Consider the following 23721-nt stretch of genomic DNA (forward strand, 5'->3'; position numbering starts at 1 on the left):
GCGGCAATGTCCGGATCAGCGGGCGGGGCGTACCAGCGCAACCGCGTCGGCGGCAATGTCCGGATCAGCGGGCGGGGCGTACCAGCGCAACCGCGTCAGTGGCCGGATCAGCGGGCGTAGGCGTACCAACGCAGCCGCGTCAGTGGCCGGGCCAGCGGACACAGGCGTACCAACACGGCCGCCTCAGTGGCCGGATCAGCGGGCGTAGGCGTACCAGCGCGACCGGGTCGGTGGGCCGGGTCAGCGGGCGCGGGCGTACCAGCGGCCGGACTGGCGTTCCACCGTCAGCGGCAGGCCGAAGCAGCGGGTCAGGTGCTCCTCGGTGAAGACCTCGTCCACCTTGCCCATCGCGACCACCGAGCCGCGGCGCAGCAGCAGCGCGTGGGTGAAGCCCTCGGGCACCTCCTCCACATGGTGGGTGACCATCGCCATGGTGGGGGCCATCGGGTCGTCGGCCAGCGCCGACAGCCGGGAGACCAGCTCCTCGCGGCCGCCCAGGTCCAGGCCGGCGGCGGGCTCGTCCAGCAGCAGCAGCTCCGGGTCGGGCATCAGCGCGCGGGCGATCTGCACCCGCTTGCGCTCACCCTCCGACAGGGTGGCGAACCTGCGGCGGATCAGCTCGGCGCAGCCCAGCGCGTCCAGCAGTTCGACCGCGCGGGTCACGTCGGCGGATTCGTATTCCTCGTTCCAGCGGCCCAGGATCGCGTACGAGGCGGTCAGCACCACGTCGATGACCTTCTCGTCGGCCGGCACCTTCTCGGCCACCGCGGAGCTGGCGAAGCCGATGCGCGGGCGCAGGTCGAACACGTCGGTGCGGCCCAGCCGTTCGCCCAGCACCTCCACCGTCCCCTCGGTGGGGAACAGCATGGCCGCGGCGAGCTGCAGGAGCGTGGTCTTGCCCGCCCCGTTCGGCCCGATGACGACCCACCGTTCGTTCTCCTGCACGGTCCAGGTGACCTCGCGCAGCAGCATGGACTGCTCGCGCCGCACTCCCACATCGCTCAGCCGGAGTACCTCGCCGCTCATCCGCCCCTGTTCCCCTGTCCAGCGCCTCCCGGAGACCCGTCGTCCCGGGAATCCGCCCTCGCACGTCGAACCTATGTCATCGGCGGCCCGTTCTGGCGACTACCCTCGACCGACGTCCGGGTGACCTCGCCGACACTCGATTGGACATCGGGCGGGCCGGATGCTCACCATGACAAGGACATCGCTGTCGCAAGTGGTCAAGGTGGTCTGCATGCAGGACGCGTTCCCTCCGCGCCGGGACGCCGCAGCGGCTCTGGTCGCCTGGGGGAATGCCTGGCTGGGCGGACATGTCGGGCTGGACGAGGCGGTCGACGCCGTCGAGGCGGCGACGGTCCCGCAGGTCGTCGGTGGTCTGCCGGACGACCCTCAGGACCTGCCGCTGCGGCGGGGGCTGGCGGTGCTGCGGGTGGCGGGCATGTCCACGCTGCGGCTGGCGCTGCCGGCGCCCGGCGACCCGCTCGGGCTGACCGGGCCGCCCGCGCTGAACGCCGCCGCCGTGGAGGCCGGCGAGGCGGTGCTGGTGGCGCTGCCGGACGCGCCGATCGCGCTGGTGCCCGCCGAGGACCGGCGCGGCTCGTCGTACGTGGGCGTCCGCTGGCAGGCGCATGAGGCCCGGGCGGGCGTCGCCGACGTGCCGTCGCTGGCCGAGGCCGACCACCGGCTCACCCTGGCGATGCGCGAGGTCACCGAGGCGCTGCTGACCGTGGACGGGACGGCCGGGGTGCCGCCCGAGATCGCCGACGCGCTGGCGGACCTGCGCGACCCGGAGCGGGGCGCGACGCTGGCCCCGGGCTACCCGCCGCAGGCCCACCGGGTGGCCGCGCTGGCCGGGCGGCTGGCGCGGGTCGTCGACCTGGCCCGCCGCGTGGAGGGGCACGGCCTGACCGCCGCCCAGATGCACCGCCGGGACGACGCCCTGCGGGTGTTGGACAGGGCGGTGCGCCGCGCCCGGGTGGCGGCCCACAACAGCGCTTTCGACCCCGTCCCGTGACCTCGGGGGCGCGGGAACGCCGGTGGGGCGCCCCCTGCCGGGAGCGCCCCACCGGAGAACACGATCGGCGTCAGACCCGGACCACGAGGGTGTTCATCACCTTGTCGGCGAAGGTCTGCTTCTTGTCGTCGAACAGCGGCCAGAAGTAGCCGATGTAGCAGGCGAAGCTGTCCAGGAAGTGGGCGAGCTTGCGGACGAACGCCGAGCCGAAGCCGATCGGCTGCCCGGAGTGCTCGCCGATGAGCTTGATGCCCATCTGCCGCTTGCCGATCGTCTGACCGGTGGTGCCCTCCTGGTGGATCAGCCACAGGCCGGCGGCCAGGCCGAGCGCCGCCGCCAGTAGGAAGAAGATGACGCCCAGACCGGCCAGCGCGCCGCTGCCGCCGTCACCGGTGTACGGGTCGGGGGCGCCGGCGCCGACGCAGATGGCGCCGATGACGTACAGCACGCCCGTCGGCACACCGATGACCAGGGCGTCGATCAGGTACGCGCCGACCCGGGAACCCCACTCGGCCAGGCTGCCGTGGGACGTGCCGTAGTGGTGGTGATGCACCTCGGCCTGCTGCGGGTATCCCGGCTGCTGGCCATAGCCGGGCTGCTGCTGACCGTAACCGGGCTGCTGCTGACCATAACCCGGCTGCTGCTGACCGTACCCCGGCTGCTGCTGGCCATAGCCGGGCTGCTGACCGTAGCCCGGCTGCTGCTGACCGTAACCGGGCTGCTGCTGACCATAACCCGGCTGCTGCTGACCGTACCCCGGCTGCTGCTGGCCGTACGGGTCGTAGGGATTGCCCACGCTTACTCCTTGTTGATTGACCCTATGGTTCGTCCGACGCACGCCAGACTCGCCGGGCTCCATGAAGCTCACCGATGACGGACATGCGTCCACCTTGCGGTTCGACGCCGTGCGCGCTCTACATGCGCAGGAGATCGAATCTGGCGAGCTGCCAAAGCTCCGACGCCGCGAGGGCGGCGCCGAGCATCCAGGCACGGGTTTTCGGCCGCAGTGCCCACCAGCGGCCGCCCGGCCCCAGCGGCGCGGTGGCCAGCGCCACGGCGGCCACCAGCACGGCCGGGTTGGCGGCCGCGGCACGGACCGGATGGCCCGAGCCCAGTTCGATGAACACGGTCGTCCCACCGCACAGGGGACAGGGGATCCCGGTGAGAGCCCTCATGGGGCACAGCACTCCGGGGTCGTTCACACGGTGGAGCCAGGCCACGGCGACGGCCGCCACAGTCATCGCGCCGACCCGCAGCGCGACGCCCAGGACTCCGTGCCGCGCGGCGGTCCGCGTCCGGTCGACGACGCCGGCGACGCCGTGCGGCGCCCCGGTGATCGCCGAATCCGGCACCCCCGCCATGCGATCCCTCCACCGTGATGGCAATGTCCGAGTGACCCATATACCGGGAGCAACCCTAGCGGGGTCAAGTAAAGCCGGACATCCGGGATCAGACCGTGACCCGGCATGGCGGGGTGATCACCCGGCCGCAGGTCAGGCCGGGTGTGCGAAACGGGGCGGCCTACCGCTGCCGGGCCGCGCCCACGATCTGGGGATCGCGCATGGTGCTGTTGGGGTCGCCCTCGACCACGTCGGCGATCACACAGGTGATGTTGTCGGGCCCGCCGCCCTCCCTGGCCAGGGCGATCAGCCGTCCGATGGCGTCGGCGGGCTCGGCCTCCTCGGAGAGCACCTCGTAGATGGTCTGCGCGTCCACCACACCGGACAGCCCGTCGGAGCACAGCAGGTAGCGGTCCCCCAGCAGCGCCTCACGGCGGCGCAGATCGGGATCGCGGTCCTCGCGCCCGTCGAGCACCCGGTACAGCACATGGGACAGCCGGGACGCCTCCCCCCCATCGTCCGGCCCGTCGCCGGAGTCGGGGTTGAGCAGTTCCTTCATCGTGTGGTCCTTGGTGATCTGGAACAGCTCACCGTCGCGCAGCAGATAGCCGCGCGAATCACCGATGTGGGCCAGCGCGATATGCGCCCCCGACCACAGCATCGCGGTCAGGGTGGTACCCATTCTGCTCAGATCGGGGCGCTCTTCCCGGGCGATCCGCAATTTCTCGTTGGCCTCGGCCACCGCACGGCCCAGGGCGTCCTCCAGATCGTCAACGGGGACGTCGGCGTCCAGCGAGCGCAACGATCCGATGACGGTGGAGCTGGCCACCTCACCGCCCGCGTAACCGCCCATCCCGTCGGCGACCGCGATGAGCCGGGACCCGGCGTAGGCCGAGTCCTCATTGTTCTCCCGGACGCAGCCTATGTCGGAGCCTGCCGCATACTTGATTGTTACGTTCATACCGATTTCGATGACGATCCAGTCATAGGAGTTCGATCAGCCGTCAGCCGTCTGCCAGGCCATGGCGGACGGCGTACAAAGCCGCCTGAGTACGATCCTGCACCCCCAGCTTCATGAGCAGATTACTGACATGGGTCTTGACCGTTTTCTCGGAGACCACCAGCGCGCGTGCGATCTCCCGGTTCGAACGGCCCAGCGCTATCTGCACCAGCACCTCCCGTTCCCGGTCCGTGAGCCGCGGCTCGTCCGGGCCGGGCCGCGGGCCGGACGACGACCCCCCGTCCAGCACCGCCTCGGCGGCCTCCGGCGCGAACAGCACGTTGCCGCCCGCCACCGCCCGGATCGCCTGGGCGAGGGCGGGCGGGTCGACGTCCTTGTAGAGGTACCCAGCGGCGCCCGCCCGTACTGCCGGCAGCACATGCCCCCGTTCCGTCATGCTCGTCAGGACCAGCACCCGCGTCGGCAGCCCGCGCGCCCGCAGTTCCCGCAGCGCCGCCAAGCCGCCACCGGCGGGCATGTTCAGATCGAGCAGCACGATATCGGGCCGCAGCGTCTCGGCCAGAGATACCGCCTGCGCGCCGTCGGCCGCCTCGCCGACGACCCGCAGATCGTCCTGCACGCCCAGAAAGGTGCGCAGCCCCTGCCGGACCACCGGATGGTCGTCGGCGATCAGCACGGTGATCGGCCGGTCAGCCACCGGGCACCTCCAGCCGCACCCGGGTGCCCGTGCCGGGGGCCGGCCGCGAGTCGACGGTCAGCGCCCCGCCGACCGAAGCGGCCCGTTCGCGCATCGAGGCCAGGCCCAAGCCGCCCTGGCGGGACGGGTCGGCGGCCTCGGCGTCGAGGCCCCGGCCGTCGTCGACGACCTCCAGCCGCAGGCCACCGCCGGCACCGGCGCCGGCCAGCCGTACCTCGACGGTCCGCGCGCCCGCGTGCCGCAGCGCGTTGTGCACGGCTTCCTGGGCGATGCGGAACACCGCGATCTCGTGCTCGTCGGACAGTTCGGCCGCCAGCCCGGCCGCCTCGCGCTCCACCGTCAGCCCGACCCGGGTCTCGTGGGCCCGGTCGAGCACCTCCACGTGCTTGCGCAGCGAGGCCACCAGCCCGTCGCCGGCCAGGTCGGCCGGCCGCAGCTCGTGGATCACCGCCCGCAACTCGGCCAGCGCCTCGCCCGCCAGCCGCTGCACCTGGTCCAGCTCGCGGACCGTGCGGGCCGGGTCGCGCTCGGCCAGCGCGGCGGCGGCCTGGGCGGTCAGCCGCAGCGAGAACAGCTTCTGGGCGACCGCGTCGTGCAGCTCGCGGGCCAGCCGGTTGCGCTCCTCCACCACGGTCAGCTCGCGGTTGCGCTCGTGCAGCCGGGCGTTGGCGATGGCGATGGCGGCGTGCGCGGCGAACAGCGTGAGCAGCTCCTGGTCGGCCTCGGTGAAGCCGCCGGGCGCCCGCTTGTTGGCCAGGAAGATGATCCCCAGGACGTCCTCGCCGTCCCTGATCGGCACCCCGAGGAAGTCCTTGAGCACCGGATGCGCCACCGGCCACCCCTCGAAGGCGGGCTCGGTGCGGATGTCGGCCAGCCGCTGCGGGGCCTTGTCGCGCAGCATCACCGCCAGCATGCCGTGCTGGCGGGGCAGCGGGCCGATCGCCCGCCACTCGGCGTCGGTGACACCCTCGACCACGAACTCGGCGAACGAGCCCTCGTCGTCGGGCACGCCCAGGGCTGCGTAGCGGGCGTCCAGCAGTTGCGCGGCGCCCCGGACGATCACCTGCAGCACCTCGTGCACCGACAGGTGCCGGGTGACCGCGAGCACCGCGGAGCTCACCGCGTGCAGGGCCGCGCCCGGCCCGGCGTCCCGGCAGGTCTCCCGCTCAGTGCCCACGTTGCTGACCGTACTCCCCGCAAAGGCGTCCCGAATCAGTCTCTCGGGGGAATCGCGCAACCGCCCGGTCATCCCGGATCCGGGCACCGGTCACGGCGACGTCCCCCTCGGGCGTTATACCGCCTTCGGCGCCCTGTGTCCGGATGCCCCGCCGGGTCACCGGACCACCGGCCTAGGACCATCTGCCGACGACGTCCGGGGACCGGCGGCCGATGCCGGACGCGCCCCGCGTTCCTAGCGTCGCAGACATGGAACGAACGGCACCCGACACTGAAGCCTCCGGGGGTACGGCACCCAGCACCAAGACCTCCCCGGGCACGGCACATGGCTCCAAGACCTCCCCGGGTACGGCACTCATCACCGGGGCCTCCCGGGGGCTGGGGCGTGCGCTGGCGCACGCGCTCGCCCCCGACGGCTGGAACCTGATCATCACCGCACGCGGCGCCGCCGAGCTGCGGGCCGTGGCCGGGGAACTGGCCGGGCATACGGGGACGGTCACGGCCGTGCCGGGCGACGTCGCCGACCCGGCGCACCGGGCCGCGCTCGCCGACGCCGTACACGGCGGGCTGGACCTGCTGGTCAACAACGCGAGCACACTCGGGACCGTCCCGCTGCCCAGGCTCGCCGACCAGCCCCTCGACGAGCTGGAGGCGGCCTTCCGGGTCAACGCGCTGGCCCCGCTGGCGCTGATCCAGGCGCTGCTGCCCGCGCTGCGCGCCCACGGCGGGACGATCCTCAACATCAGCTCCGACGCCGCCGTGGAGGCGTACCCGACGTGGGGCGGGTACGGGGCCACCAAGGCCGCCCTGGAGCAGTTGTCCAACGTCCTGGCGGCCGAGGAGCCCGATCTGCGGGTTTATTGGGTTGATCCAGGTGAGATGCGTACCCCTATGCTCGCGGATGCGATGCCCTCGGACGACCTGTCCGAAATCCCGCCCCCCGAGGTGGCCGCCGCCGCGCTGCACCGGCTCATCGCCGGGCGGCCGCCCAGCGGTCGCTACCGGGCCGCCGAGATCGGGGCCGCGTCATGACCGCGACGAAGGAGCTCGACACGGACGTCGAACAGACCAAGGCCGAATCCCGGCGTACCGAGCCCGGCCTGCTGGCCGCCCGCTACCGGCTGCCGACTCTGGGCATCGTCCTGGTCATCACGCTGCTGGCGTTCGAGGCCATGTCGATCGGCACGGTGATGCCGGTGGTCGCCCGCGAGCTGCACGGGCTGGCCCTGTACGGCTGGAGCTTCAGCTCGCTGCTGATCGCCAGCATGCTCGCCACCGTGCTGGCCGGGGGCTGGATCGACCGCGTCGGCCCGGCCCGACCGCTGCTGACCGGGCTGGCCGTCTTCGTGGCCGGGCTGGTGATCGCCGGGGCCGCCCCCACCATGTGGATGCTGGTCGTGGGCCGCACCGTGCAGGGCCTCGGCTCCGGCCTGGCGCTCGTCGGCGTGTACGTGATGGTCGCCCGGGTCTATCCGGACTCGTTGCGGCCCCGGGTGTTCGCAGCGACCTCCACCGCCTGGGTGCTGCCCTCGCTGCTCGGGCCGGGCGTCGGCGGGCTCATCGCCGAGCACGCGCACTGGCGCTGGGTCTTCCTGGGCCTGATCCCGCTGGTCGTCCCGGCCACGCTGATGCTCGTCCCGGCGCTGCGGACGATCGCGCCGAACGACCCGCAGGAGGTCGTGCCCGCCCGGCGCGGCCGGGTGACCGCCGCGTTCGCCGCCGCCATCGGCGCCGGAGGGGTGCTGTACGCGGTGGACGCCCTGTCCTGGCCGTCGCTGCCGGCGGCGGTGCTGGGCCTGGCCGGGCTGGGCTGGGGGCTGCCGAGGCTGCTGCCGGCCGGGGCGCTGCGGCTGCGGCGGGGCGTGCCCACCACGGTCGTGATGCGCGGCCTGCTGGCGGGCGCCTTCTTCGGCACGGACGTGTTCATCCCGCTGGCGCTGACCTCGCTGCACGACTTCACCCCGACCCAGGCGGGCATGGTGCTGACCGTGGGGGCGCTGGGCTGGTCGGCCGCCTCCCAGTACCAGGGCCGCTCCAGGCGCCCGCGCACGTTCTTCGTGCTGACCGGGTCGGTGCTGGTCACCACGGGGGTCGTCGTCGCGTCCGTCGCGCTGCAGGTCTCCGGCTGGTGGGCGGCACCGGCGTGGATCATCGGCGGGGCCGGGATGGGGATGGCGCTCAGCAGCCTCAGCGTGCTGATCCTCAACCAGTCGCCGGTGGAGGAGCAGGGGGTCAACACCTCCGCGCTGCAGCTCAGCGACACCCTCGGGTCGTCGCTGGCGGTCGGCGTGACGGGCGCGCTGGTCACCGCGTTCGGCACCGACCGGCTGGCGCTGGGGCTGGGCGTGGGCGCGGTGCCGCTGGTCGCCATCGCGGTGCTGGCGATCTTCGCGGCCCGGCGGGTGGAGATCCGGTCATGATCGATTTCGCGCTGCCCCCCGCCCTGGAGGCCCACGAGCCGCCGGAGGCGCACGGCCGCACCCGCGACGGCGTCCGCCTGCTGGTCGCCCGCGGCGACGGCATCGGCCACCACGCCTTCACCGAACTGCCGGACCTGCTGAACCCCGGCGACCTGCTGGTCGTCAACACCTCGGCGACCCTGCCCGCGGCGGTACGGCTGGACAAGCTGGCAGTCCACTTCTCCACCCCGTACGCCGAGGACTCCGACCTGTGGCTGGTCGAACTGCGCCGCCGCGTGGGCAAGACCAGCCGGCCGTACCGGGGAGGCAGCCCCGGCGAGTGGATACCGATGCCCGGCGGGGCCACGCTCGCCCTCGTCCGGCGACAGACCGAACGCCTGTGGCAGGCCCGCCTCAGCACCGACGTGGTGCCCTACCTGCGGCGGTACGGGGTGCCGATCCGGTACGGGTACGTACGGCGCGACTGGCCGGCGACGGCCTACCAGACGGCGTTCGCACTGGACCGGCGGGAGGGCAGCGCCGAGATGCCCAGCGCGGGCCGCCCGTTCACCCCGGAACTGGTGACCCGGCTGGTCTCCCGCGGCGTCCTGATGAGCCCGCTGTCCCTGCACACCGGCGTCGCCTCGCCCGAGGCGCACGAGCCCCCGTACGCCGAGCGCTACGACGTCCCGGCGGTGACCGCCGACCTGGTCGGCCACGTGCGGGCCCGGGGCGGACGGGTGATCGCGGTGGGCACCACCGTGGTCCGCGCGCTGGAGACGGCCGCCGAGCCGTCCGGCGGGGTCCGGCCGTCCCGCGGGTGGACGCGGCACGTCGTCACCCCGGAAACGGGCGTGCGCGTGGTGGACGGCCTGCTCACCGGCCTGCACGAGCCCAAGTCGTCCCACCTGCGGATGCTCACCGCCATCGCCGGTCCCCGGCTGCTGGAGAGGGCTTACGAGGCCGCGCTCGCCGAGAGCTACCTTTGGCACGAGTTCGGCGATCTGAACCTGCTGCTTCCCTGACCCGTACCCCTGTGGGGGCGCCCCCGCGAACGAAGTACCGTCGCCCGGCCGGTAGCGTAGTGAGCAGCATGGACGGGTCACAGCGCACGCTGCTCATCACGCTCACCGGCCGCGACCGACCAGGTGTCACCTCACGCCTGTTCACCACGCTCGCCGGGTTCCCGCTGACGGTAACCGACGTGGAGCAGGTCGTGATCCGCGGCCGGCTGATCCTCGGCGTACTGCTGTCCTACCCCGCGAGCACCGACATGGGTCAGGTGTGGTCGTCCGCCGAGAAGGTGGCCGCCGACCTGGACATGGACATCGAGATCTCCACCGGCCGGGACCGGGACACCCCCCGGCGGCGCGGGCGGCTGCACGTCACCGTCCTGGGCAACCCGCTGCGGCCCGCCGCGATGGCCGGGATCGCCGGCCGGATCGCCGCCGGCGGCGCCAACATCGACCGCATCGAACGGCTCTCCCGCTACCCGGTCACCTGCATCGAGATGGACGTCTCGGGCGCCGACCCGGAGACGCTGCGCGCCGCGCTGGCCGCCGAGGCCGCCCAGCAGCAGGTGGACGTGGCCGTCCAGCGGTCCGGCCTGCACCGCCGCGCCAAGCGGCTGATCGTGATGGACGTGGACTCCACCCTGATCCAGGGCGAGGTCATCGAGCTGCTGGCCGAGCACGCGGGCTGCCTGGACGAGGTCGCCAAGGTCACCGAGGCGGCCATGCGCGGCGAACTGGACTTCGAGGGCTCCCTGCGCGAGCGCGTCGCCCTGCTGGCCGGGCTGGACGCCGCCGCCATCGACGAGGTGCGCAACAAGATCCGGCTGGCCTCCGGCGCCCGCACCATGGTGCGGACCCTCAAGCGGCTGGACTACAAGTTCGCCATCGTCAGCGGTGGCTTCACCCAGGTCACCGATGCCCTGGTGGAGGATCTGGGGATCGACTACTCGGCCGCCAACACGCTGGAGATCGTCGACGGCAAGCTGACCGGCCGGGTCACCGGCCGGGTGATCGACCGGGCGGGCAAGGCCCGCGCGCTGGAGCACTTCGCCCAGCAGGCCGGCATCCCGATCAACCAGACGGTGGCGATCGGCGACGGCGCCAACGACCTGGACATGCTGCAGGCCGCCGGGCTCGGCATCGCCTACAACGCCAAGCCGGTGGTCCGCCAGGCCGCCGACACCGCCGTCAACGTGCCCTATCTGGACACCATCCTGTTCCTGCTGGGCATCTCCCGCGACGAGATCGAGGCCGCCGACGCCGAGGACCCGCCACCCGCCGAGTAACGGGAGCCACACGGCCTCCCGCCCTCCGGACGACACGGCCACCGCCACACAGGTCCTCAAGGCCATGCGTCCGTATGAGCTCGCCCAACGTCCAGGACGTCCACCACCACCGCGCCGGTCCCTCAGGACCCCTACGGCCGTGTGAACCTCTCGCCCGCTCTGGGCGGCCGGTTCACGTCTGCGCGGGCTCTCCGGCCCCCTCGGGCGGGGTGGTGTAGAAGGCGAAGACCCGTTCCGCGGCGGCCTGTGCGGCGTCCTTGTCGGTGCCCGCCGCAATGCTCGCCTCGCACCAGCGCTCGCTGCTGAGCGCCGTGAACAGCCTGCCGTCCTCGGAGGCGGACCACGCCGCCACCTCCGCCGGGTCCAGGGCGGCGCCGGACGACAGGTGGGTCGCCAGCCCGAGCAGGCTCAGGTCCCAGCCGATGCCGACCGCGCCCGGCCCGTACTGGGCCCACAGGTCGTCGTCGACGTGCGCGATGTGCTCCAGTTCGAGCCGCGTGCGGCCGTCGCCCTCCTCGGTCAGCCGCACCTCGATCCAGCTGACCTGCCCGCCGAACTCCCAGGTGGCGGCGAAGCTCCGCGGCGGGTCGCACCGCTCGACCGTCCCGCCGGCGTTGCCCTCCAGCTGGTAGCGGCCGCCCACCTTCAGCTCCCCGCTGACCGGCAGGAACCAGCGCGGGATCCGCTCGGCGTTGGTGCAGGCGTCCCACACGTCCTCGATGGGCGCCTCGTAGGTCTGGCCGATGGTCGACACCCGCGCCTTCCCGGCCTCCAGCACGCGCTCGCCGATCTGCCGCCGCACGGCGTTGATCTGCTCGGTCGCATCGATCATGGGTCACTTCCCGTCTCGTCTCGATGGTCGGACCCGTTCCGGCGCCGCTCCCGCCTGCCCCGGGCCAGCTCGGTGGCCAGCGCGTCCAGACGGGGGGCCCAGAAGCCCCGGAACCGGTCGAGCCATGCGTCGACGTCCCGCAGCGGCTCGGGATTGACCGCGTACAACCGCCGGGCTCCCTGGGGCCGTACGGTCGCGAACCCGCCGTCCCGCAGCACCCGCAGATGCTGCGACACCGCCGGCTGGGAGATCCCGAACTCCTCCTGGATCACCGAGCTCACCGCGCCGGAGGTCATCTCCCCCTCGGCCAGCAGCTCCAGGATCCTGCGCCGTACCGGATCCCCGAGTACGTCGAACGCATGCACGAGACGAACCTATTAATGACCGCTTATATAAGTCAACGCCTATAACCCGTTCAGTCCTTCGGAGTGCGGTACAGGGCGAGGGTGCCGGTGCCGGACCAGGTGTCGTACCACCCGCCGGACAGCTCGATCACCGCGAGCGCGCAGGTGGGGAACTCCCTGGGGGCCTGGTTGGTGAGCTCGTGGACGAGCCCGTGCACCGAGGGGTTGTGGCCGATCAGCAGCAGCCTGTCCACCTCGTCGTCGACCGCCTGCACCAGCGACAGCAGCACGTCGACGTGGTTGTCGTAGATGCCCGGCTCGAACTCCACCGGCGACGGGAGCGCCAGCCCTTCGAGGGTCTCGCGCGTGCGCAGCGCCGTGGAGCACAGCACCAGATCGGGCACCAGGTCGTTCTCGCGGAGCCAGTCACCGGTGGCCGCGGCGTCGCGGCGGCCGCGGCCGGCCAGCGGCCGGTCGATGTCGGCCAGCCCGAGACCCTCGGCGGCCTTGGCATGACGCAGCACGATCAACGTGGGCATCCCCCCACCCTAGTGCCGCCGCACACACGCCCACGGCGGCCTAGACCCCGGCCGTGCGCAGGCTCAGGGGGCGAGGAGGGCAGCAAGCACCCAGAGCACGAGAATGATGGCGAACATCCCGCCGATGACCACGGCGAATCCCTTCGCCCCCGACATCGGAGCCTTCCCGCCGCTCATCCCGCCGCCTTCCCTTCGGTGCGATGGCCCCTGCGCCCCGTGCGGCACGCACGGTGCCGCGGAAGGCGGTTGAACGCAGCGTCCTCGCCGCCGCGCCCATCGCCGGACGGGGCTCCATCAATGCCCACCGGCTGAGGCCGGAGAGCTCTTCCACCAAGCGTACGACCGCCCGCCCGCACCCCCGCCGTCAGGCTCGGCCCGCCCCCGTTATCTACACCACAACCAGCGCGAACACGAACGCCCACCCAACCTCGGCATCGGCCCCACGCCAAGGCACAGACCTCCTCACCCTCGACGGATTTGAGGGGCTTGGTGGTCGGCTGGGCGGCGGTGTTGGGGGCGGCTCGCCGGGCTGCGGGGTGCCTACGGCGATATCGGCAGTGCCTCGGGTCTGAGCCGCGCACCCTGGCGAGCGTCGGAGGCCTCTCGGAGCAGCGCGGTGCCGGTCACGCCTTGGCCTGGGCCATACCGGCAGAAACCGAGGGCTCCCCACCGCCCCGGGATCGCGTGGCGGCGATCGGCGGTGCGGCGGGGAGCCCTTAGGGGATGACAGGCGGGCGGGTCAGGTGGACTTGGGCTCGGACGCGGCGTCGTCGGCGGGCTCGGGCTGTGTCGCCTGGGCGTTGCCTGCTGCCTGGGCGTTGCCTGCTGCCTGGGCGTTGCCCATCGCTTGGGCGTTGCCCGTTGCCGGAGCGTTGCCCGTCACGTGGGCGTTGCCTGTTGGCTGGATGTTGTCCGCTGTCTGGGTGTTGTTCGTCGCCTTGGGCACGGGTGTCTCGGCGGGCTCGGCGGGCTGCCGGGCCTCGGCGCCGGACGCCGACTCCGCCGCCGACGCGCCGACGGGGGCGCCCACGGCGACCGGCTGCGCGGCTTCGGTCACGGCGGGCGGTGTGCCCGCACCGGGACCGGCCTCGGTCGCCCGCCGCTTGGACCACACGATCGCACCGACCACGACGATCACCGCGGCGACGGTGACCCCGACCCGCAGCGGCAGGTTGGCCGCGTACGTCACGACCGCGTTCGCGATCAGCAGCGACACCAGGTTCATCACCTTGATCAGCGGGTTGATGGCCGGGCCCGCGGTGTCCTTGAACGGGTCGCCGACGGTGTCACCGATCACCGTGGCCTCGTGCGCCTCGCTGCCCTTGCCGCCCAGGTGGCCCTCCTCGACCAGCTTCTTGGCGTTGTCCCAGGCGCCGCCGGAGTTGGCCAGGAACACCGCCATCAGCACCCCGGCCGCGATGGCGCCGCCCAGGAACGCACCCAGCGGGGCGTACCCGAGCGCGAAGCCCACCGCGATCGGCGTCAGGATGGCCAGCAGGCCGGGGGTGGCCAGTTCGCGCTGGGCGTCCCGGGTGCAGATGTCGACCACCCGGTCGTAGTCGGGCTTGTCGGTGTAGTCCATGATCCCGGGCTTGGTGCGGAACTGCTCGCGGACCTCGATCACCACCCGGCCGGCCGCCCGGCTGACCGCCATGATCGCCAGTCCGGAGAACAGGAACACCACCGCGGCGCCCACGATCAGCCCGATCAGCACGTTCGGCGAGTCGATCGACAGGCTGAAGTCGGCGTAGCTGCCGAGCGCGTCCCGCGCGCTCTCGGACGCCTCGGCCAGCGCCTTCTCCACGGTCGTCCGGTAGGCGCCGAACAGCGCGGTGGCGGCCAGCACGGCGGTGGCGATGGCGATGCCCTTGGTGATCGCCTTGGTGGTGTTGCCGACGGCGTCCAGCCGCTCCAGCACCTTGGCGCCCTCGCCCTGCACGTCGCCGGACATCTCCGCGATGCCCTGGGCGTTGTCGGAGACCGGGCCGAAGGTGTCCATCGACACGATCACGCCGACCGTGGTGAGCAGCCCGGTGCCGGCCATGGCCACCGCGAACAGCGCCACCGTGGTGTTGCCGAAGCCCAGCAGGAACGCCCCGTACACGGCGGCGCTGATCACCAGCGCGGAGTAGACCGCCGACTCCAGGCCCAGCGAGATGCCCGACAGCACCACGGTGGCCGGGCCGGTCCGGGCGCTTTCGGTGACCTCCCGCACCGGCTTGCGGTTGGTCTCGGTGAAGTAGCCGGTCAGCAACTGGATCACACTGGCCAGCACGATCCCGATCAGCACCGCGCCCAGCGCCACGATCCGCGGGTCGGCGTCCAGCCCGGTGATGCCGGTGTCGGTGACGCCCTCCAGGTCGGCGAAACTCGACGGCAGGTAGACGAACGCGGCCACCGCCACCAGCACCGCGGAGATCATCGCGGAGATGAAGAAGCCCCGGTTGATGGCCGACATGCCCGAGCGGTCCCGGGCCCGCGGCGCCACCGCGAAGATCCCGATCACCGCGGTGATCACACCGATCATCGGGACGATCAGCGGGAACACCAGCCCGTCGGTGCCGAACGCCGCCGTTCCCAGGATCAGCGCCGCCACCAGCGTCACCGCGTACGACTCGAACAGGTCGGCGGCCATGCCGGCGCAGTCGCCGACGTTGTCGCCCACGTTGTCGGCGATGGTGGCCGCGTTGCGCGGGTCGTCCTCGGGGATGCCCTGCTCGACCTTGCCGACCAGGTCGGCGCCCACGTCGGCGGCCTTGGTGAAGATGCCGCCGCCGACCCGCATGAACATCGCCAGCAGCGCGGCGCCGAAGCCGAAGCCCTCCAGCACGCCCGGGGCGCCGCCCTGGTAGGACAGCACGACCACGGCCGCGCCGAACAGGCCCAGGCCCACGGTGAACATGCCGGCCACGCCACCGGTGCGGAACGCGATGCGCATGGCCTTGCGTTCGGCGGCAAGGTCCCCGTCACGGGCCGCGGCGGCGACCCGCACATTGCCGCGTACGGCCAGCCACATGCCGGCGAATCCGGTGATCGCCGAGAACAGTGCCCCCACCACGAAGAACACCGAGCGGCCGATGCGTACCCCGGTGTCGTCGGCCGGCAGCAGCAACAGCAGCAGCGGGATCAGCACGACGAAGATCGCCACTGTGCGGAACTGGCGTTTCAGGTAGGCCCCCGCGCCCTCCTGCACCGCCCGCGCGATGTTCTGCATCTTGTCGGTGCCCTGGCCGGCGGCCAGCACCTCCCGGACCAGCAGCCCGGCGACGACCAGCGCCAGCAGTGCGACCACCGCGACGACGGCGACCAGGGTGAGGTCGCCGCCGCCGAGATCGACGTCTGCACTGCCGGCCGGGCTTGACAGGGAAAGCCCAGACATCCGTCCTCCTCGACAGGGCGTTGCGATCGAGACCGCCAAATGGACGATCTTTACCGCTTACCCCGCCGGGGCAATTCGGACACCTCGCAGGGCGTAGCGGGTGCCGGGAGTCTATGCAGGCCCCGTCCGAATGAGAAGCCTTCGAATCCGCGAATCCCGGCTTCCCCACAAGGTCGCCCGGCATACCTCCAGCTTTCAATCCTTGACCGATCAACGCAGGTCAGAGCGGTTATCAGAAAATCACTCGGCCACACCGGCAACACCCGAACCAGCACCCCCAGGACACCCGGCAAACCTGGGCCGCATACGGCCGAGCGATAAACACAATTAACCACAGCACCGGAATATCAAGATCATTAATTTCGCAGCAAAGATGATCTCATAACGGAACCCACCTCCCGCACCTGGGGGCCTCCGAAACCCCGGATCAAGCCACCCTCAGGCCACCCCAAGTCCGACATCCCCCGAACGACGGCCGCACCACAGGGCCTCCCAGGCAGAGCGACCATCGACCACCCCGGCCCACCACGCCGCCCACCCCAGCGGACGAACGGCCTCCCAAGCAGAGTGACCGTCGGCAGGCCGCTGCCATGTGCCCACCGGGGAGAGCTGCCGTTCGGCCGTGCCGGTGCCGGGACGCTGCGCGGCGAGCGGTCACCGCCGCGGGGGCGCGAGAGGGCACCGCATCATTGATCAGGCCAGGACGCCTACCGGGCCTGAGGAAGGGAGCGGCGGATGAGGTTGCGCGATGTGGAGCCCGGCGACGTCGACGCCTACGTCCGGATGCGGTGTGATCCGATCATGATGGCCGAGCTCGGCGGGCCGCTCCCCCGTGCGGGCATCGAGGAGAAGGTGCGGCGCGACGTCGCGGCCGCCGTGGCGGACACCGCCTGGGTCAAGATGATCGTCCCGGACGCGGGCTCGCCCGGCGAGGTGGCCGGGACCGTGACGCTGTGGTCGCACGAGGCCGATCCCGCGGTGGGCACCGGGCCGATCTCCGAGATCGGCTGGATGGTGCTGCCGGAGTTCCAGGGGCGCGGGCTCGGCGGGCGCGCGGTCCGCGCCCTGCTCACCCTGGCCCGCGACGACGGCCGCTGGGGGCCGGTGCACGCCTTTCCCGGGGCCGCGAACGCCCCGTCCAACGGCATCTGCCGTTCGGTCGGCTTCAGCTTCGTCGGGGAACTCGACATCACCTTCGCCGGCCGGACCCTGCGGGCCTGCCACTGGGTCATCGACCCTCGGCACGAGCCGATCCGATGATCCGGCCGGTACGCAGCAGAGCGCCCTGCACCGGACGGGCCGTCCGGTGCAGGGCGAACGGGAAGGGCCCGGCAAAGGACGGGTGGCCCCTTGCCGGGGGATGAGTGCTTTCAGGCGCCGATGGGCCAGCTCATGCGGATCTGGACGCCCTTGGGAGTGGTCTCGATCTCGACGTCGTCGGCCAGGCCCGCGATCACCGCGAGGCCCAGTTCCGCCGTGTCGTCGGCCAGTCCCAGGCCGAAGGCGTCCTCGGAGTACTGCGGTTCACCGGCCGGCAGGGACGGCACGGCGGGCGCCGGGTCGATGGCCGCGGTGCCCGCCGCGTCGTCTCCGGGGACCGAATCGCTCACGACGGCCTCGAACCGGCGGCCGTCGGCGGTCAACTCCAGCCGTACGGGCTCGTCCGGGCAGTGCCGTCGATGGGCCTCCACCGCCCGCGAGCATGCCTCACCGACCGCCAGCCGTACCTCGTCCAGCAGCGTCTCCGTCACACCACTGCGCCGGGCCACGGCGGTGACGATCAGGCGTGCCGTCCGCACATGGACGGGCAGCGCGCTGAACGAGACCTCAACTGTCGCCATCTCGGGGGCCGTCTCGTGTGCAGCCGTTACTTGGCGCCCTTCCGCTTCTCCTGCGCCTCCTCGATGGAGTCGTGAATCCCGAAGACCTTGGTCAGTCCGGTGATCCGGAAAATCTTCAGGATGCGCTCCTGGGTGCACACCAGTTCCAGCGAACCGTCGTGGGCGCGGACCCGCTTGAGCCCACCGACCAGCACGCCGAGCCCGGTCGAGTCGAGGAACTCGACCTTCTCCATGTCCACCAGCAGGTGAAACTTGCCCTTGTTGACCAGATCGATGAGCTTCTCCCGAAGCTTCGGCGCCGTGTAGACGTCGATCTCGCCCTCCACGTTGATGACGGTGAGGCCATCGTCGGTGGTGTAGTCGTTCACCTTCAGGTCCACAGATCCTCCAGCGCCGTGCCGCAAATGGTCCGGGGCAACGGAACCCCGCCGTGATTCAACCACGACCCGGCGTTACGCATACACGATTCCGCCAGGTGGCGGCCCCTCGGACCCCCCGCACCACGCGCGTCCGCTGCGCTGCGCGTGTGGCCGATCCGGACGCCGGTTCGGCAGAAGGGCAGGGGGTACCGACGTCGCCGCCGGGACGTATCTCCACCTTGTGCCCAGGATGTCAGACTGGAAACCTGTGTCCTCACAAAGTTCTCGATCTTCAGATGCCGAGCGGTGGGACGGCCCCTCCCCGGAGGGCGGCCGCCTCCTCGCCGGGCTGCTCGCCGATCCCCGGCGACGCGGCCGCATCACCCATGTCCAGAACGTTCCCGCACGTCAGGGCCGCCGGGCACGGTGGCCGCACTGGGCGCCCCGGCTGCTGGTGGACAGGTTCGCGCTGGCCGGGATCGAGGCCCCCTGGGAGCACCAGGTCCTGGCCGCCGAGCACGCCCGCGCCGGCCGTTCGGTGATCATTGCCACAGGCACCGCCTCCGGCAAGTCCCTGGCCTACCTCCTGCCCGCCCTCACCGCCGTCCTCGGCGAGGAGCCTCCCGACGCCGACGCCTCCTCCCCGTACGCCACAGGCGAACACCCCACCAGGGCACCCGGCGGCAGAACGAGCGCCGGTGGCGGGCCGGAGGGGGAGGGCACGGTGCTCTACCTCGCTCCGACCAAGGCGCTGGCGTCCGATCAGCTGCGTTCGCTGAGATCGCTGCGGCTGGCGAAACTGCGGGCCGCCACCTACGACGGCGATACCCCGCGCGACGAGCGGGGCTGGGTGCGCCAGTACGCCAACTACGTGCTGACCAACCCCGACATGCTGCACCGCTCGATCCTGCCGGGGCACGCCCGCTGGACGGCGTTCCTGCGCAGGCTGCGGTACGTGATCATCGACGAGGCGCACGGCTACCGGGGCGTGTTCGGCTCCCATGTGGCCCAGGTGCTGCGCAGGCTGCGCCGGATCTGCGCCCGCTACGGGGCCTCGCCGGTCTTCGTCCTGGCCTCCGCCACCACTGCGGAGCCGGCCGTGACCGCGCGGCGGCTGACGGGGCTGCCCATCGAGGCGGTGGCCGACGACGCCTCGCCGCGTGCCGCCGCCGCGTTCGCGCTGTGGGAGCCGCCGCTGACGGACCTGCGCGGCGAGCACGGCGCGCCCGTCCGCCGCACCGCGACCGCCGAGGCCGCCGACCTCCTCGCCGACCTGGTCGTGCAGGACGTGCAGACGCTGGCGTTCGTCCGGTCTCGGCGCGGCGCCGAGTCGGTGGCGCTCGGCGCCCGCCGCGCGCTGGAGGAGGCCGTACCCGAGCTGTCCCGCCGGGTCGCCGCCTACCGCGCCGGCTACCTGCCCGAGGAACGGCGCGCGCTGGAGGCCGCGCTGCGCTCCCGCGAGATCGTCGGGCTGGCCTCCACCAACGCCCTGGAGCTCGGCGTCGACGTCTCGGGGCTGGACGCCGTCCTGGTGTGCGGCTGGCCCGGCACCCGCGCGTCACTGTGGCAGCAGGCCGGCCGGGCCGGACGCGCCGGGCAGGAGGCCCTGGCGGTGCTGGTGGCCCGGGACGACCCGCTGGACACCTATCTGGTGCACCATCCTGAGGCGATCTTCGGTACGCCCGTCGAGGCCACCGTCCTGGACCCCGACAACCCGTACGTGCTCGAACCCCACCTGTGCGCGGCCGCCGCCGAGTCGCCGCTGACCGAAGCCGACCTGGAGCTGTTCGGCCCGGTGGCCGCCGACGTGCTGCCCGACCTGGTACGCCGCGGCATGCTGCGGCGGCGTGCGACGGGCTGGTACTGGACACGGCGTGAGCGGGCCTGTGATCTGGCCGACATCCGGGGGGCGGGCGGCCCGCCCGTCCAGGTCGTCGAGTCGTCCACCGGGCGGCTGCTGGGCACCGTGGACGAGCCGTCCGCGCACACCGCCGTCCACGAGGGCGCGGTCTACCTGCACCAGGGCGAGTCGTTCGTCGTCCAGTTGCTGGACCTGGAGGACTCCGTGGCGCTGGTCGAGCCGGCCGAGCCGGATTACTCGACGACCGCCCGGGACATCACCGACATCCGCATCATTGAGACACTCCGCACGTCCGCGTGGGGCGAGGCAACGCTGTGCTTCGGCACCGTCGAGGTCACCCGGCAGGTCGTGGCCTACCAGATGCGGCGGTTGCAGTCCGGCGAGGTGCTGGGCGAGAAGCCGCTCGACCTGCCGCCCCGTACCCTGCGCACCCGGGCGGTCTGGTGGACGCTGTCCGGCGACCAGTTGGAGGCCCTCGGCGACCTGGACCTGCCGGGCGCCGCCCACGCCGCCGAGCACGCCTCGATCGGGCTGCTGCCCCTGTTCGCCACCTGCGACCGATGGGACATCGGCGGCGTTTCCACGGCCCTGCACCCCGACACCGGGTTGCTCACCGTGTTCGTGTACGACGGGCACGAGGGCGGCGCGGGGTTCGCCGAGCGGGGCTACTCCGACGCCGCCCAGTGGCTGCACGCCACCCGTGAGGCCATTCTCGCCTGCGAGTGCGAGGCCGGTTGCCCCTCCTGCATCCAGTCTCCCAAGTGCGGAAACGGCAACGATCCCCTCGACAAGCAGGGCGCGGTCATCCTGCTGGGCGAGTTGTTGCGGGACGGCCCAAAGAGTGCCGGCCCATAGCGCCCGATTTGCGAAAGGGTCTACTCTCCGTCGAGAACGAAGATCTCCCGGAATCCCGCCACCCGGAGAGGAGCCCCTCGACGTGATCTTCCTGGGTCTGCTCGTCACCGCCGCCGCACTCGCCACCGGCATCGCCGTCGTGCTGGCAAACGACGGCGCGGCACAGCTGAGCGCCTTCGGCGAGCCCGTTCCCGGCGTCACCGCGCAATGGCATGTCTTCATCGCCGGAGTCGTCGTCGCCACCGTCTTCATCGCCGGACTGACCGCCTTCATGTTCGGGGTGAACCGTTCGGTGCGCACCCGCCGCGAGCTCCGCTACCTCCGCGAGGAGCACGAGGAGTCGATCACCGCCCTGGAGATGGAGAAGCGCCAACTCCAGCGCGAACTCGCCCGCGCCCGCCGCGAGGCCGCCTCCGGCGCTGTGGCCCCGCCCCCGCAGGCACCCCACCAGCCCGTCCCCCAGTGACCCCGCCACGGCCTCCGCGGTGGCCCGGTCACGCCCCCGGCATCTCGCCCCAGGCCGAGCCTGGCTTTCAAAGAGCAAAAGTCAGGACATTGCGGCCTTGGCCGGGTTGGGCACGAGCCGGAAACCGGGCGGTGTGGTACTAGGCGGCCGTCCGCCCTTTGGCGGTCCGGCACGGCGACCTGGCCGGGGCGGCGCAGGAGGACATCGGGCAGGCGGAGGCCTCCACGCGCAGGAAGTCGTCGCCGCTCATCCCCGGGTCGTTTCATGGGTGTGTTTCACCCGTCGGCCCGTATGCAACGACCTAGGAAACACAATCCGTCCTGGACGGGCCTACGCCGGGCGCGGTGTTTCATAGGTCCTCTTCTAGGAGACACCGCTCCTGACGATTGATGCGGCTCATACCGGTCGGCCGGGCCGCCGGGGTCACCGTCCCAGGCAAGACGGAATCCCTCGACCTTGGTCGTGGGCTCACTCCGCCCGACTGCCATCGAGTCCTTGGCCGCGCGCGTCGCCCCACCGGAGTGACTCCGCACCCTTACTTGATGATCCGGCCGACCGCGTCCGGCGACCGGGAGATTGCCTGCCGCAGCTCATGTGGGGAGAGCCGGTGGAGATGCTCCCGTCAGGCGACGGCGTAGTCGGACAGCACCCGTTCCGGTAGACCAGCACCACCCGGTGGTGCCCCTGGCAAGCCGGGCGCACCACCGGGTCGGCAGGACGGGTCGGCCGCGCCTCTCATCCTGCCGCCGGGAGACCCGTCTCTTCATTCAGGCCCCATCGTCCACAACGTCATGTCCGCAACACCTAGCGCCAGGGATCGAGGGCGTGCTTGCCACGGGTCTGACCGGCTTCGAGTTGCCGCAGCACCGCCGGCCCCTCGGCCAGGGGATGAACATGCGGGGTACCAGGCGGGTACACGCCTTGGGCGATGAGTGCCTCGATCTCGACGAGCAACCATCGGTAGATGGACGGGGCCATGGCCGCCAGCGCACCGATGTGCAGGCCCTTGACTTGGACCCGGTGGGTGAATACCAGGTCGTGCGTGCTGAGGCCGGCGTCGCCGGAAGCGGCACCGAACACGACAACGCGTCCGGTGAAGGGTTTGGTGACCGACAGGCTGGCCTTGAACGTGGCGCGTCCCACCGACTCCAGGACCAGGTCCACACCGCCGGTCAGGCGGGTGATCTCCTCGGCCAGATCGGGGCGGCGGCCGTCCAGAACCTCGTCGGCGCCCAGCGCTCGGACGGTGGCGTGCTTACCCGGTGACGCCGTGGCGATCACGCGCGCACCGTAGTGGCGGGCGAGGCGGACAGCGGCCTGCCCCACGCCTCCGGCTGCGGCATGAACGAGCACCACGTCACCTGCCTTGATCTCGCCCAGCGGCTTCAGCGCCGCCAATGCGGTTGCCCAGTTCAGCACCAGGCCGAGAGCTTCGGCGTCACTCCAGCCGGAAGGGACGGGGAGTACATCCGCGGCCGGCATCGTCATGTACTGCGCGAAGGCGCCCGGTCCAGTGCCGACCACACGGGTGCCGAGTTGGAGCGGGCTCTCGATTTCCGGGCCGGCGCCCATGATCTCGCCGGCGGCTTCGAAGCCCGCCACATAGGGTGCCCGGGGGCCTCCTCGGTAGGTGCCATGGCTCTGCATGACGTCCGCGAAGTTGACCCCGGCTGCGCCCACTCGGATCAGGTACTCGCCGGCCCCCGGGGTGGGACGACGCTGATCGGTCGTAAGGGTCAGATCCTTCGGTCCCCGGTGCGACCGCTGGACCAGTGCCCGTACCGTCTGCCCGGCGGCGTGCTGCCGCTCGTCGGTCTTCATACGCCGGACCGTAGAAGCCTCACACTGACGTCAAGGTCAAGCCGCGGTTATCGATCAGCCCGGCGAGCCTCGCGCAGATAGGCGTCGAGAGCCGCCTGCTGATCGCTGAGAACGGCGATGCGCCCGGCTAGCCGATCGCGATACCTCTGCACCTCCCGCAGGAACTCCGCGCACACCGCACCCGGGTCGGCGTCAGGTTCGGCGGTGAGGTGGGGCAGGACATCCTTGATCAACCGTACGGGCAGCCCGGACTCCAGCAGTGAGCGGATGACGCGGACCCGGTCGATGGTGGACCGGCAATAGTCCCGGTACCCATTGCCGCACCGACCAGGGATGATCAAGCCCTCGTCCTCGTAGTACCGCAACGACCTGGCACTCACACCGCTGACTCGGGAGGCTTCGCCGATCCTCATGCCCGGCGATAACGTTCGGGTGCTCCGCAAGCTTCCAGTCTCTGCGCTACAACGAAGCGCAGATCCCGCCCAAGCGTCAACGACCTCCTGTCCCGCAACACCCAACGGCCTGGACCGAACGT

General features: G+C 71.8%; 22 protein-coding genes. 8 read left to right on the forward strand and 14 right to left on the reverse strand.

From position 1 onward, the window contains the following. Window positions 1-240: 240 nt before the first annotated feature. On the reverse strand, window positions 241-1026 hold the full coding sequence (locus tag C4U03_RS21760) for an ABC transporter ATP-binding protein (protein WP_103939672.1): 786 nt from the start codon (window positions 1024-1026) through the stop codon (window positions 241-243). Window positions 1027-1237: 211 nt separating this feature from the next. On the opposite strand from C4U03_RS21760, the gene C4U03_RS21765 reads away from it, so the two are divergent. Next, the gene (locus C4U03_RS21765) at window positions 1238-2017 is read left to right on the forward strand and encodes a hypothetical protein (protein WP_103939735.1); all 780 of its coding nucleotides are present in this window, start codon (window positions 1238-1240) and stop codon (window positions 2015-2017) included. A gap of 70 nt (window positions 2018-2087) precedes the next feature. Here C4U03_RS21765 and C4U03_RS21770 read toward each other — a convergent pair whose 3' ends face one another. The 5 genes from C4U03_RS21770 to C4U03_RS21790 form a co-directional block, all read right to left on the reverse strand. Continuing rightward, a complete protein-coding gene (locus C4U03_RS21770) occupies window positions 2088-2813 on the reverse strand; it encodes an RDD family protein (RefSeq protein ID WP_200827384.1) in 726 nt (241 codons plus the stop codon). 118 nt (window positions 2814-2931) lie between these two features. After that, window positions 2932-3378: a DUF2752 domain-containing protein gene (locus C4U03_RS21775; protein ID WP_103939674.1), complete on the reverse strand. Its 447-nt coding sequence runs from the start codon at window positions 3376-3378 to the stop codon at window positions 2932-2934. 160 nt (window positions 3379-3538) lie between these two features. Continuing rightward, window positions 3539-4318, reverse strand: coding sequence for a PP2C family protein-serine/threonine phosphatase (locus C4U03_RS21780; RefSeq protein ID WP_103939675.1), 780 nt, complete (start codon window positions 4316-4318; stop codon window positions 3539-3541). Window positions 4319-4361: 43 nt separating this feature from the next. Continuing rightward, on the reverse strand, window positions 4362-5015 hold the full coding sequence (locus tag C4U03_RS21785) for a response regulator (RefSeq protein WP_103939676.1): 654 nt from the start codon (window positions 5013-5015) through the stop codon (window positions 4362-4364). Then, the gene (locus C4U03_RS21790) at window positions 5008-6192 is read right to left on the reverse strand and encodes a GAF domain-containing sensor histidine kinase (RefSeq protein WP_235018021.1); all 1185 of its coding nucleotides are present in this window, start codon (window positions 6190-6192) and stop codon (window positions 5008-5010) included. The genes C4U03_RS21785 and C4U03_RS21790 overlap by 8 nt, the downstream gene beginning before the upstream one ends. A 248-nt stretch (window positions 6193-6440) precedes the next feature. Between C4U03_RS21790 and C4U03_RS21795 the strand changes: the two genes are divergently transcribed. The 4 genes from C4U03_RS21795 to serB all read left to right on the forward strand — a co-directional run bounded on the left by C4U03_RS21795 (window position 6441) and on the right by serB (window position 10889). After that, window positions 6441-7223 (forward strand): SDR family NAD(P)-dependent oxidoreductase, encoded by a 783-nt coding sequence (locus tag C4U03_RS21795; RefSeq protein ID WP_103939678.1) that lies wholly within the window; start codon window positions 6441-6443, stop codon window positions 7221-7223. After that, window positions 7220-8611: an MFS transporter gene (locus C4U03_RS21800; RefSeq protein WP_103939679.1), complete on the forward strand. Its 1392-nt coding sequence runs from the start codon at window positions 7220-7222 to the stop codon at window positions 8609-8611. The genes C4U03_RS21795 and C4U03_RS21800 overlap by 4 nt, the downstream gene beginning before the upstream one ends. Beyond that, window positions 8608-9615: an S-adenosylmethionine:tRNA ribosyltransferase-isomerase gene (locus C4U03_RS21805; RefSeq protein ID WP_103939680.1), complete on the forward strand. Its 1008-nt coding sequence runs from the start codon at window positions 8608-8610 to the stop codon at window positions 9613-9615. The genes C4U03_RS21800 and C4U03_RS21805 overlap by 4 nt, the downstream gene beginning before the upstream one ends. Window positions 9616-9683: 68 nt before the next feature. Continuing rightward, window positions 9684-10889, forward strand: a complete 1206-nt coding sequence (serB, locus tag C4U03_RS21810; protein ID WP_103939681.1) for a phosphoserine phosphatase SerB — start codon at window positions 9684-9686, stop codon at window positions 10887-10889. A 172-nt stretch (window positions 10890-11061) separates the two neighbouring features. Here serB and C4U03_RS21815 read toward each other — a convergent pair whose 3' ends face one another. From C4U03_RS21815 to C4U03_RS21830, 4 genes are all read right to left on the reverse strand, one after another. Beyond that, on the reverse strand, window positions 11062-11721 hold the full coding sequence (locus C4U03_RS21815; RefSeq protein ID WP_103939682.1) for an SRPBCC family protein: 660 nt from the start codon (window positions 11719-11721) through the stop codon (window positions 11062-11064). Next, the gene (locus tag C4U03_RS21820) at window positions 11718-12086 is read right to left on the reverse strand and encodes an ArsR/SmtB family transcription factor (protein WP_103939683.1); all 369 of its coding nucleotides are present in this window, start codon (window positions 12084-12086) and stop codon (window positions 11718-11720) included. Before C4U03_RS21820 ends, C4U03_RS21815 begins: the two co-directional genes overlap by 4 nt. Window positions 12087-12136: 50 nt before the next feature. Further along, window positions 12137-12604, reverse strand: a complete 468-nt coding sequence (locus C4U03_RS21825) for a SixA phosphatase family protein (protein ID WP_103939684.1) — start codon at window positions 12602-12604, stop codon at window positions 12137-12139. Window positions 12605-13343: 739 nt separating this feature from the next. Continuing rightward, window positions 13344-15983, reverse strand: coding sequence for a sodium-translocating pyrophosphatase (locus tag C4U03_RS21830; protein WP_103939685.1), 2640 nt, complete (start codon window positions 15981-15983; stop codon window positions 13344-13346). Window positions 15984-16718: 735 nt separating this feature from the next. Between C4U03_RS21830 and C4U03_RS21835 the strand changes: the two genes are divergently transcribed. After that, window positions 16719-17243, forward strand: coding sequence for a GNAT family N-acetyltransferase (locus C4U03_RS21835; RefSeq protein ID WP_103939686.1), 525 nt, complete (start codon window positions 16719-16721; stop codon window positions 17241-17243). Between the two features lie 110 nt (window positions 17244-17353). Here the strand turns inward: C4U03_RS21835 and C4U03_RS21840 are convergent, their stop codons facing one another. Both C4U03_RS21840 and C4U03_RS21845 read right to left on the reverse strand, forming a co-directional pair. Next, window positions 17354-17824, reverse strand: coding sequence for an ATP-binding protein (locus C4U03_RS21840; protein WP_103939687.1), 471 nt, complete (start codon window positions 17822-17824; stop codon window positions 17354-17356). 26 nt (window positions 17825-17850) lie between these two features. Beyond that, window positions 17851-18204: an STAS domain-containing protein gene (locus C4U03_RS21845; protein ID WP_103939688.1), complete on the reverse strand. Its 354-nt coding sequence runs from the start codon at window positions 18202-18204 to the stop codon at window positions 17851-17853. A gap of 247 nt (window positions 18205-18451) precedes the next feature. Between C4U03_RS21845 and C4U03_RS21850 the strand changes: the two genes are divergently transcribed. Both C4U03_RS21850 and C4U03_RS21855 read left to right on the forward strand, forming a co-directional pair. Continuing rightward, a complete protein-coding gene (locus tag C4U03_RS21850; RefSeq protein ID WP_235018022.1) occupies window positions 18452-20899 on the forward strand; it encodes a DEAD/DEAH box helicase in 2448 nt (815 codons plus the stop codon). 82 nt (window positions 20900-20981) lie between these two features. Beyond that, complete coding sequence (locus tag C4U03_RS21855; protein WP_103939690.1) at window positions 20982-21365, forward strand: hypothetical protein; 384 nt, start codon at window positions 20982-20984, stop codon at window positions 21363-21365. Window positions 21366-22169: 804 nt separating this feature from the next. Here the strand turns inward: C4U03_RS21855 and C4U03_RS21860 are convergent. Together C4U03_RS21860 and C4U03_RS21865 are read right to left on the reverse strand one after the other, a co-directional pair. Then, window positions 22170-23186: an NADPH:quinone oxidoreductase family protein gene (locus C4U03_RS21860; RefSeq protein ID WP_103939691.1), complete on the reverse strand. Its 1017-nt coding sequence runs from the start codon at window positions 23184-23186 to the stop codon at window positions 22170-22172. Between the two features lie 47 nt (window positions 23187-23233). Then, window positions 23234-23599: a MerR family transcriptional regulator gene (locus tag C4U03_RS21865; protein ID WP_103939692.1), complete on the reverse strand. Its 366-nt coding sequence runs from the start codon at window positions 23597-23599 to the stop codon at window positions 23234-23236. Window positions 23600-23721 lie beyond the last annotated feature (122 nt).

Source organism: Thermomonospora echinospora (genome assembly GCF_900108175.1).
Taxonomy (GTDB): Bacteria; Actinomycetota; Actinomycetes; order Streptosporangiales; family Streptosporangiaceae; genus Thermomonospora; species Thermomonospora echinospora.

Coding starts and splice junctions, on each gene's coding strand:
- C4U03_RS21760 (WP_103939672.1), bottom strand. CDS start 1,026: ATGAGCGGCGAGGTACTCCGGCTGAGCGATGTGGGAGTGCGGCGCGAG.
- C4U03_RS21860 (WP_103939691.1), bottom strand. CDS start 23,186: ATGAAGACCGACGAGCGGCAGCACGCCGCCGGGCAGACGGTACGGGCA.
- C4U03_RS21865 (WP_103939692.1), bottom strand. CDS start 23,599: ATGAGGATCGGCGAAGCCTCCCGAGTCAGCGGTGTGAGTGCCAGGTCG.
- C4U03_RS21840 (WP_103939687.1), bottom strand. CDS start 17,824: ATGGCGACAGTTGAGGTCTCGTTCAGCGCGCTGCCCGTCCATGTGCGG.
- C4U03_RS21775 (WP_103939674.1), bottom strand. CDS start 3,378: ATGGCGGGGGTGCCGGATTCGGCGATCACCGGGGCGCCGCACGGCGTC.
- C4U03_RS21805 (WP_103939680.1), top strand. CDS start 8,608: ATGATCGATTTCGCGCTGCCCCCCGCCCTGGAGGCCCACGAGCCGCCG.
- C4U03_RS21795 (WP_103939678.1), top strand. CDS start 6,441: ATGGAACGAACGGCACCCGACACTGAAGCCTCCGGGGGTACGGCACCC.
- C4U03_RS21815 (WP_103939682.1), bottom strand. CDS start 11,721: ATGATCGATGCGACCGAGCAGATCAACGCCGTGCGGCGGCAGATCGGC.
- serB (WP_103939681.1), top strand. CDS start 9,684: ATGGACGGGTCACAGCGCACGCTGCTCATCACGCTCACCGGCCGCGAC.
- C4U03_RS21780 (WP_103939675.1), bottom strand. CDS start 4,318: ATGAACGTAACAATCAAGTATGCGGCAGGCTCCGACATAGGCTGCGTC.
- C4U03_RS21825 (WP_103939684.1), bottom strand. CDS start 12,604: ATGCCCACGTTGATCGTGCTGCGTCATGCCAAGGCCGCCGAGGGTCTC.
- C4U03_RS21765 (WP_103939735.1), top strand. CDS start 1,238: ATGCAGGACGCGTTCCCTCCGCGCCGGGACGCCGCAGCGGCTCTGGTC.
- C4U03_RS21835 (WP_103939686.1), top strand. CDS start 16,719: ATGAGGTTGCGCGATGTGGAGCCCGGCGACGTCGACGCCTACGTCCGG.
- C4U03_RS21830 (WP_103939685.1), bottom strand. CDS start 15,983: ATGTCTGGGCTTTCCCTGTCAAGCCCGGCCGGCAGTGCAGACGTCGAT.
- C4U03_RS21800 (WP_103939679.1), top strand. CDS start 7,220: ATGACCGCGACGAAGGAGCTCGACACGGACGTCGAACAGACCAAGGCC.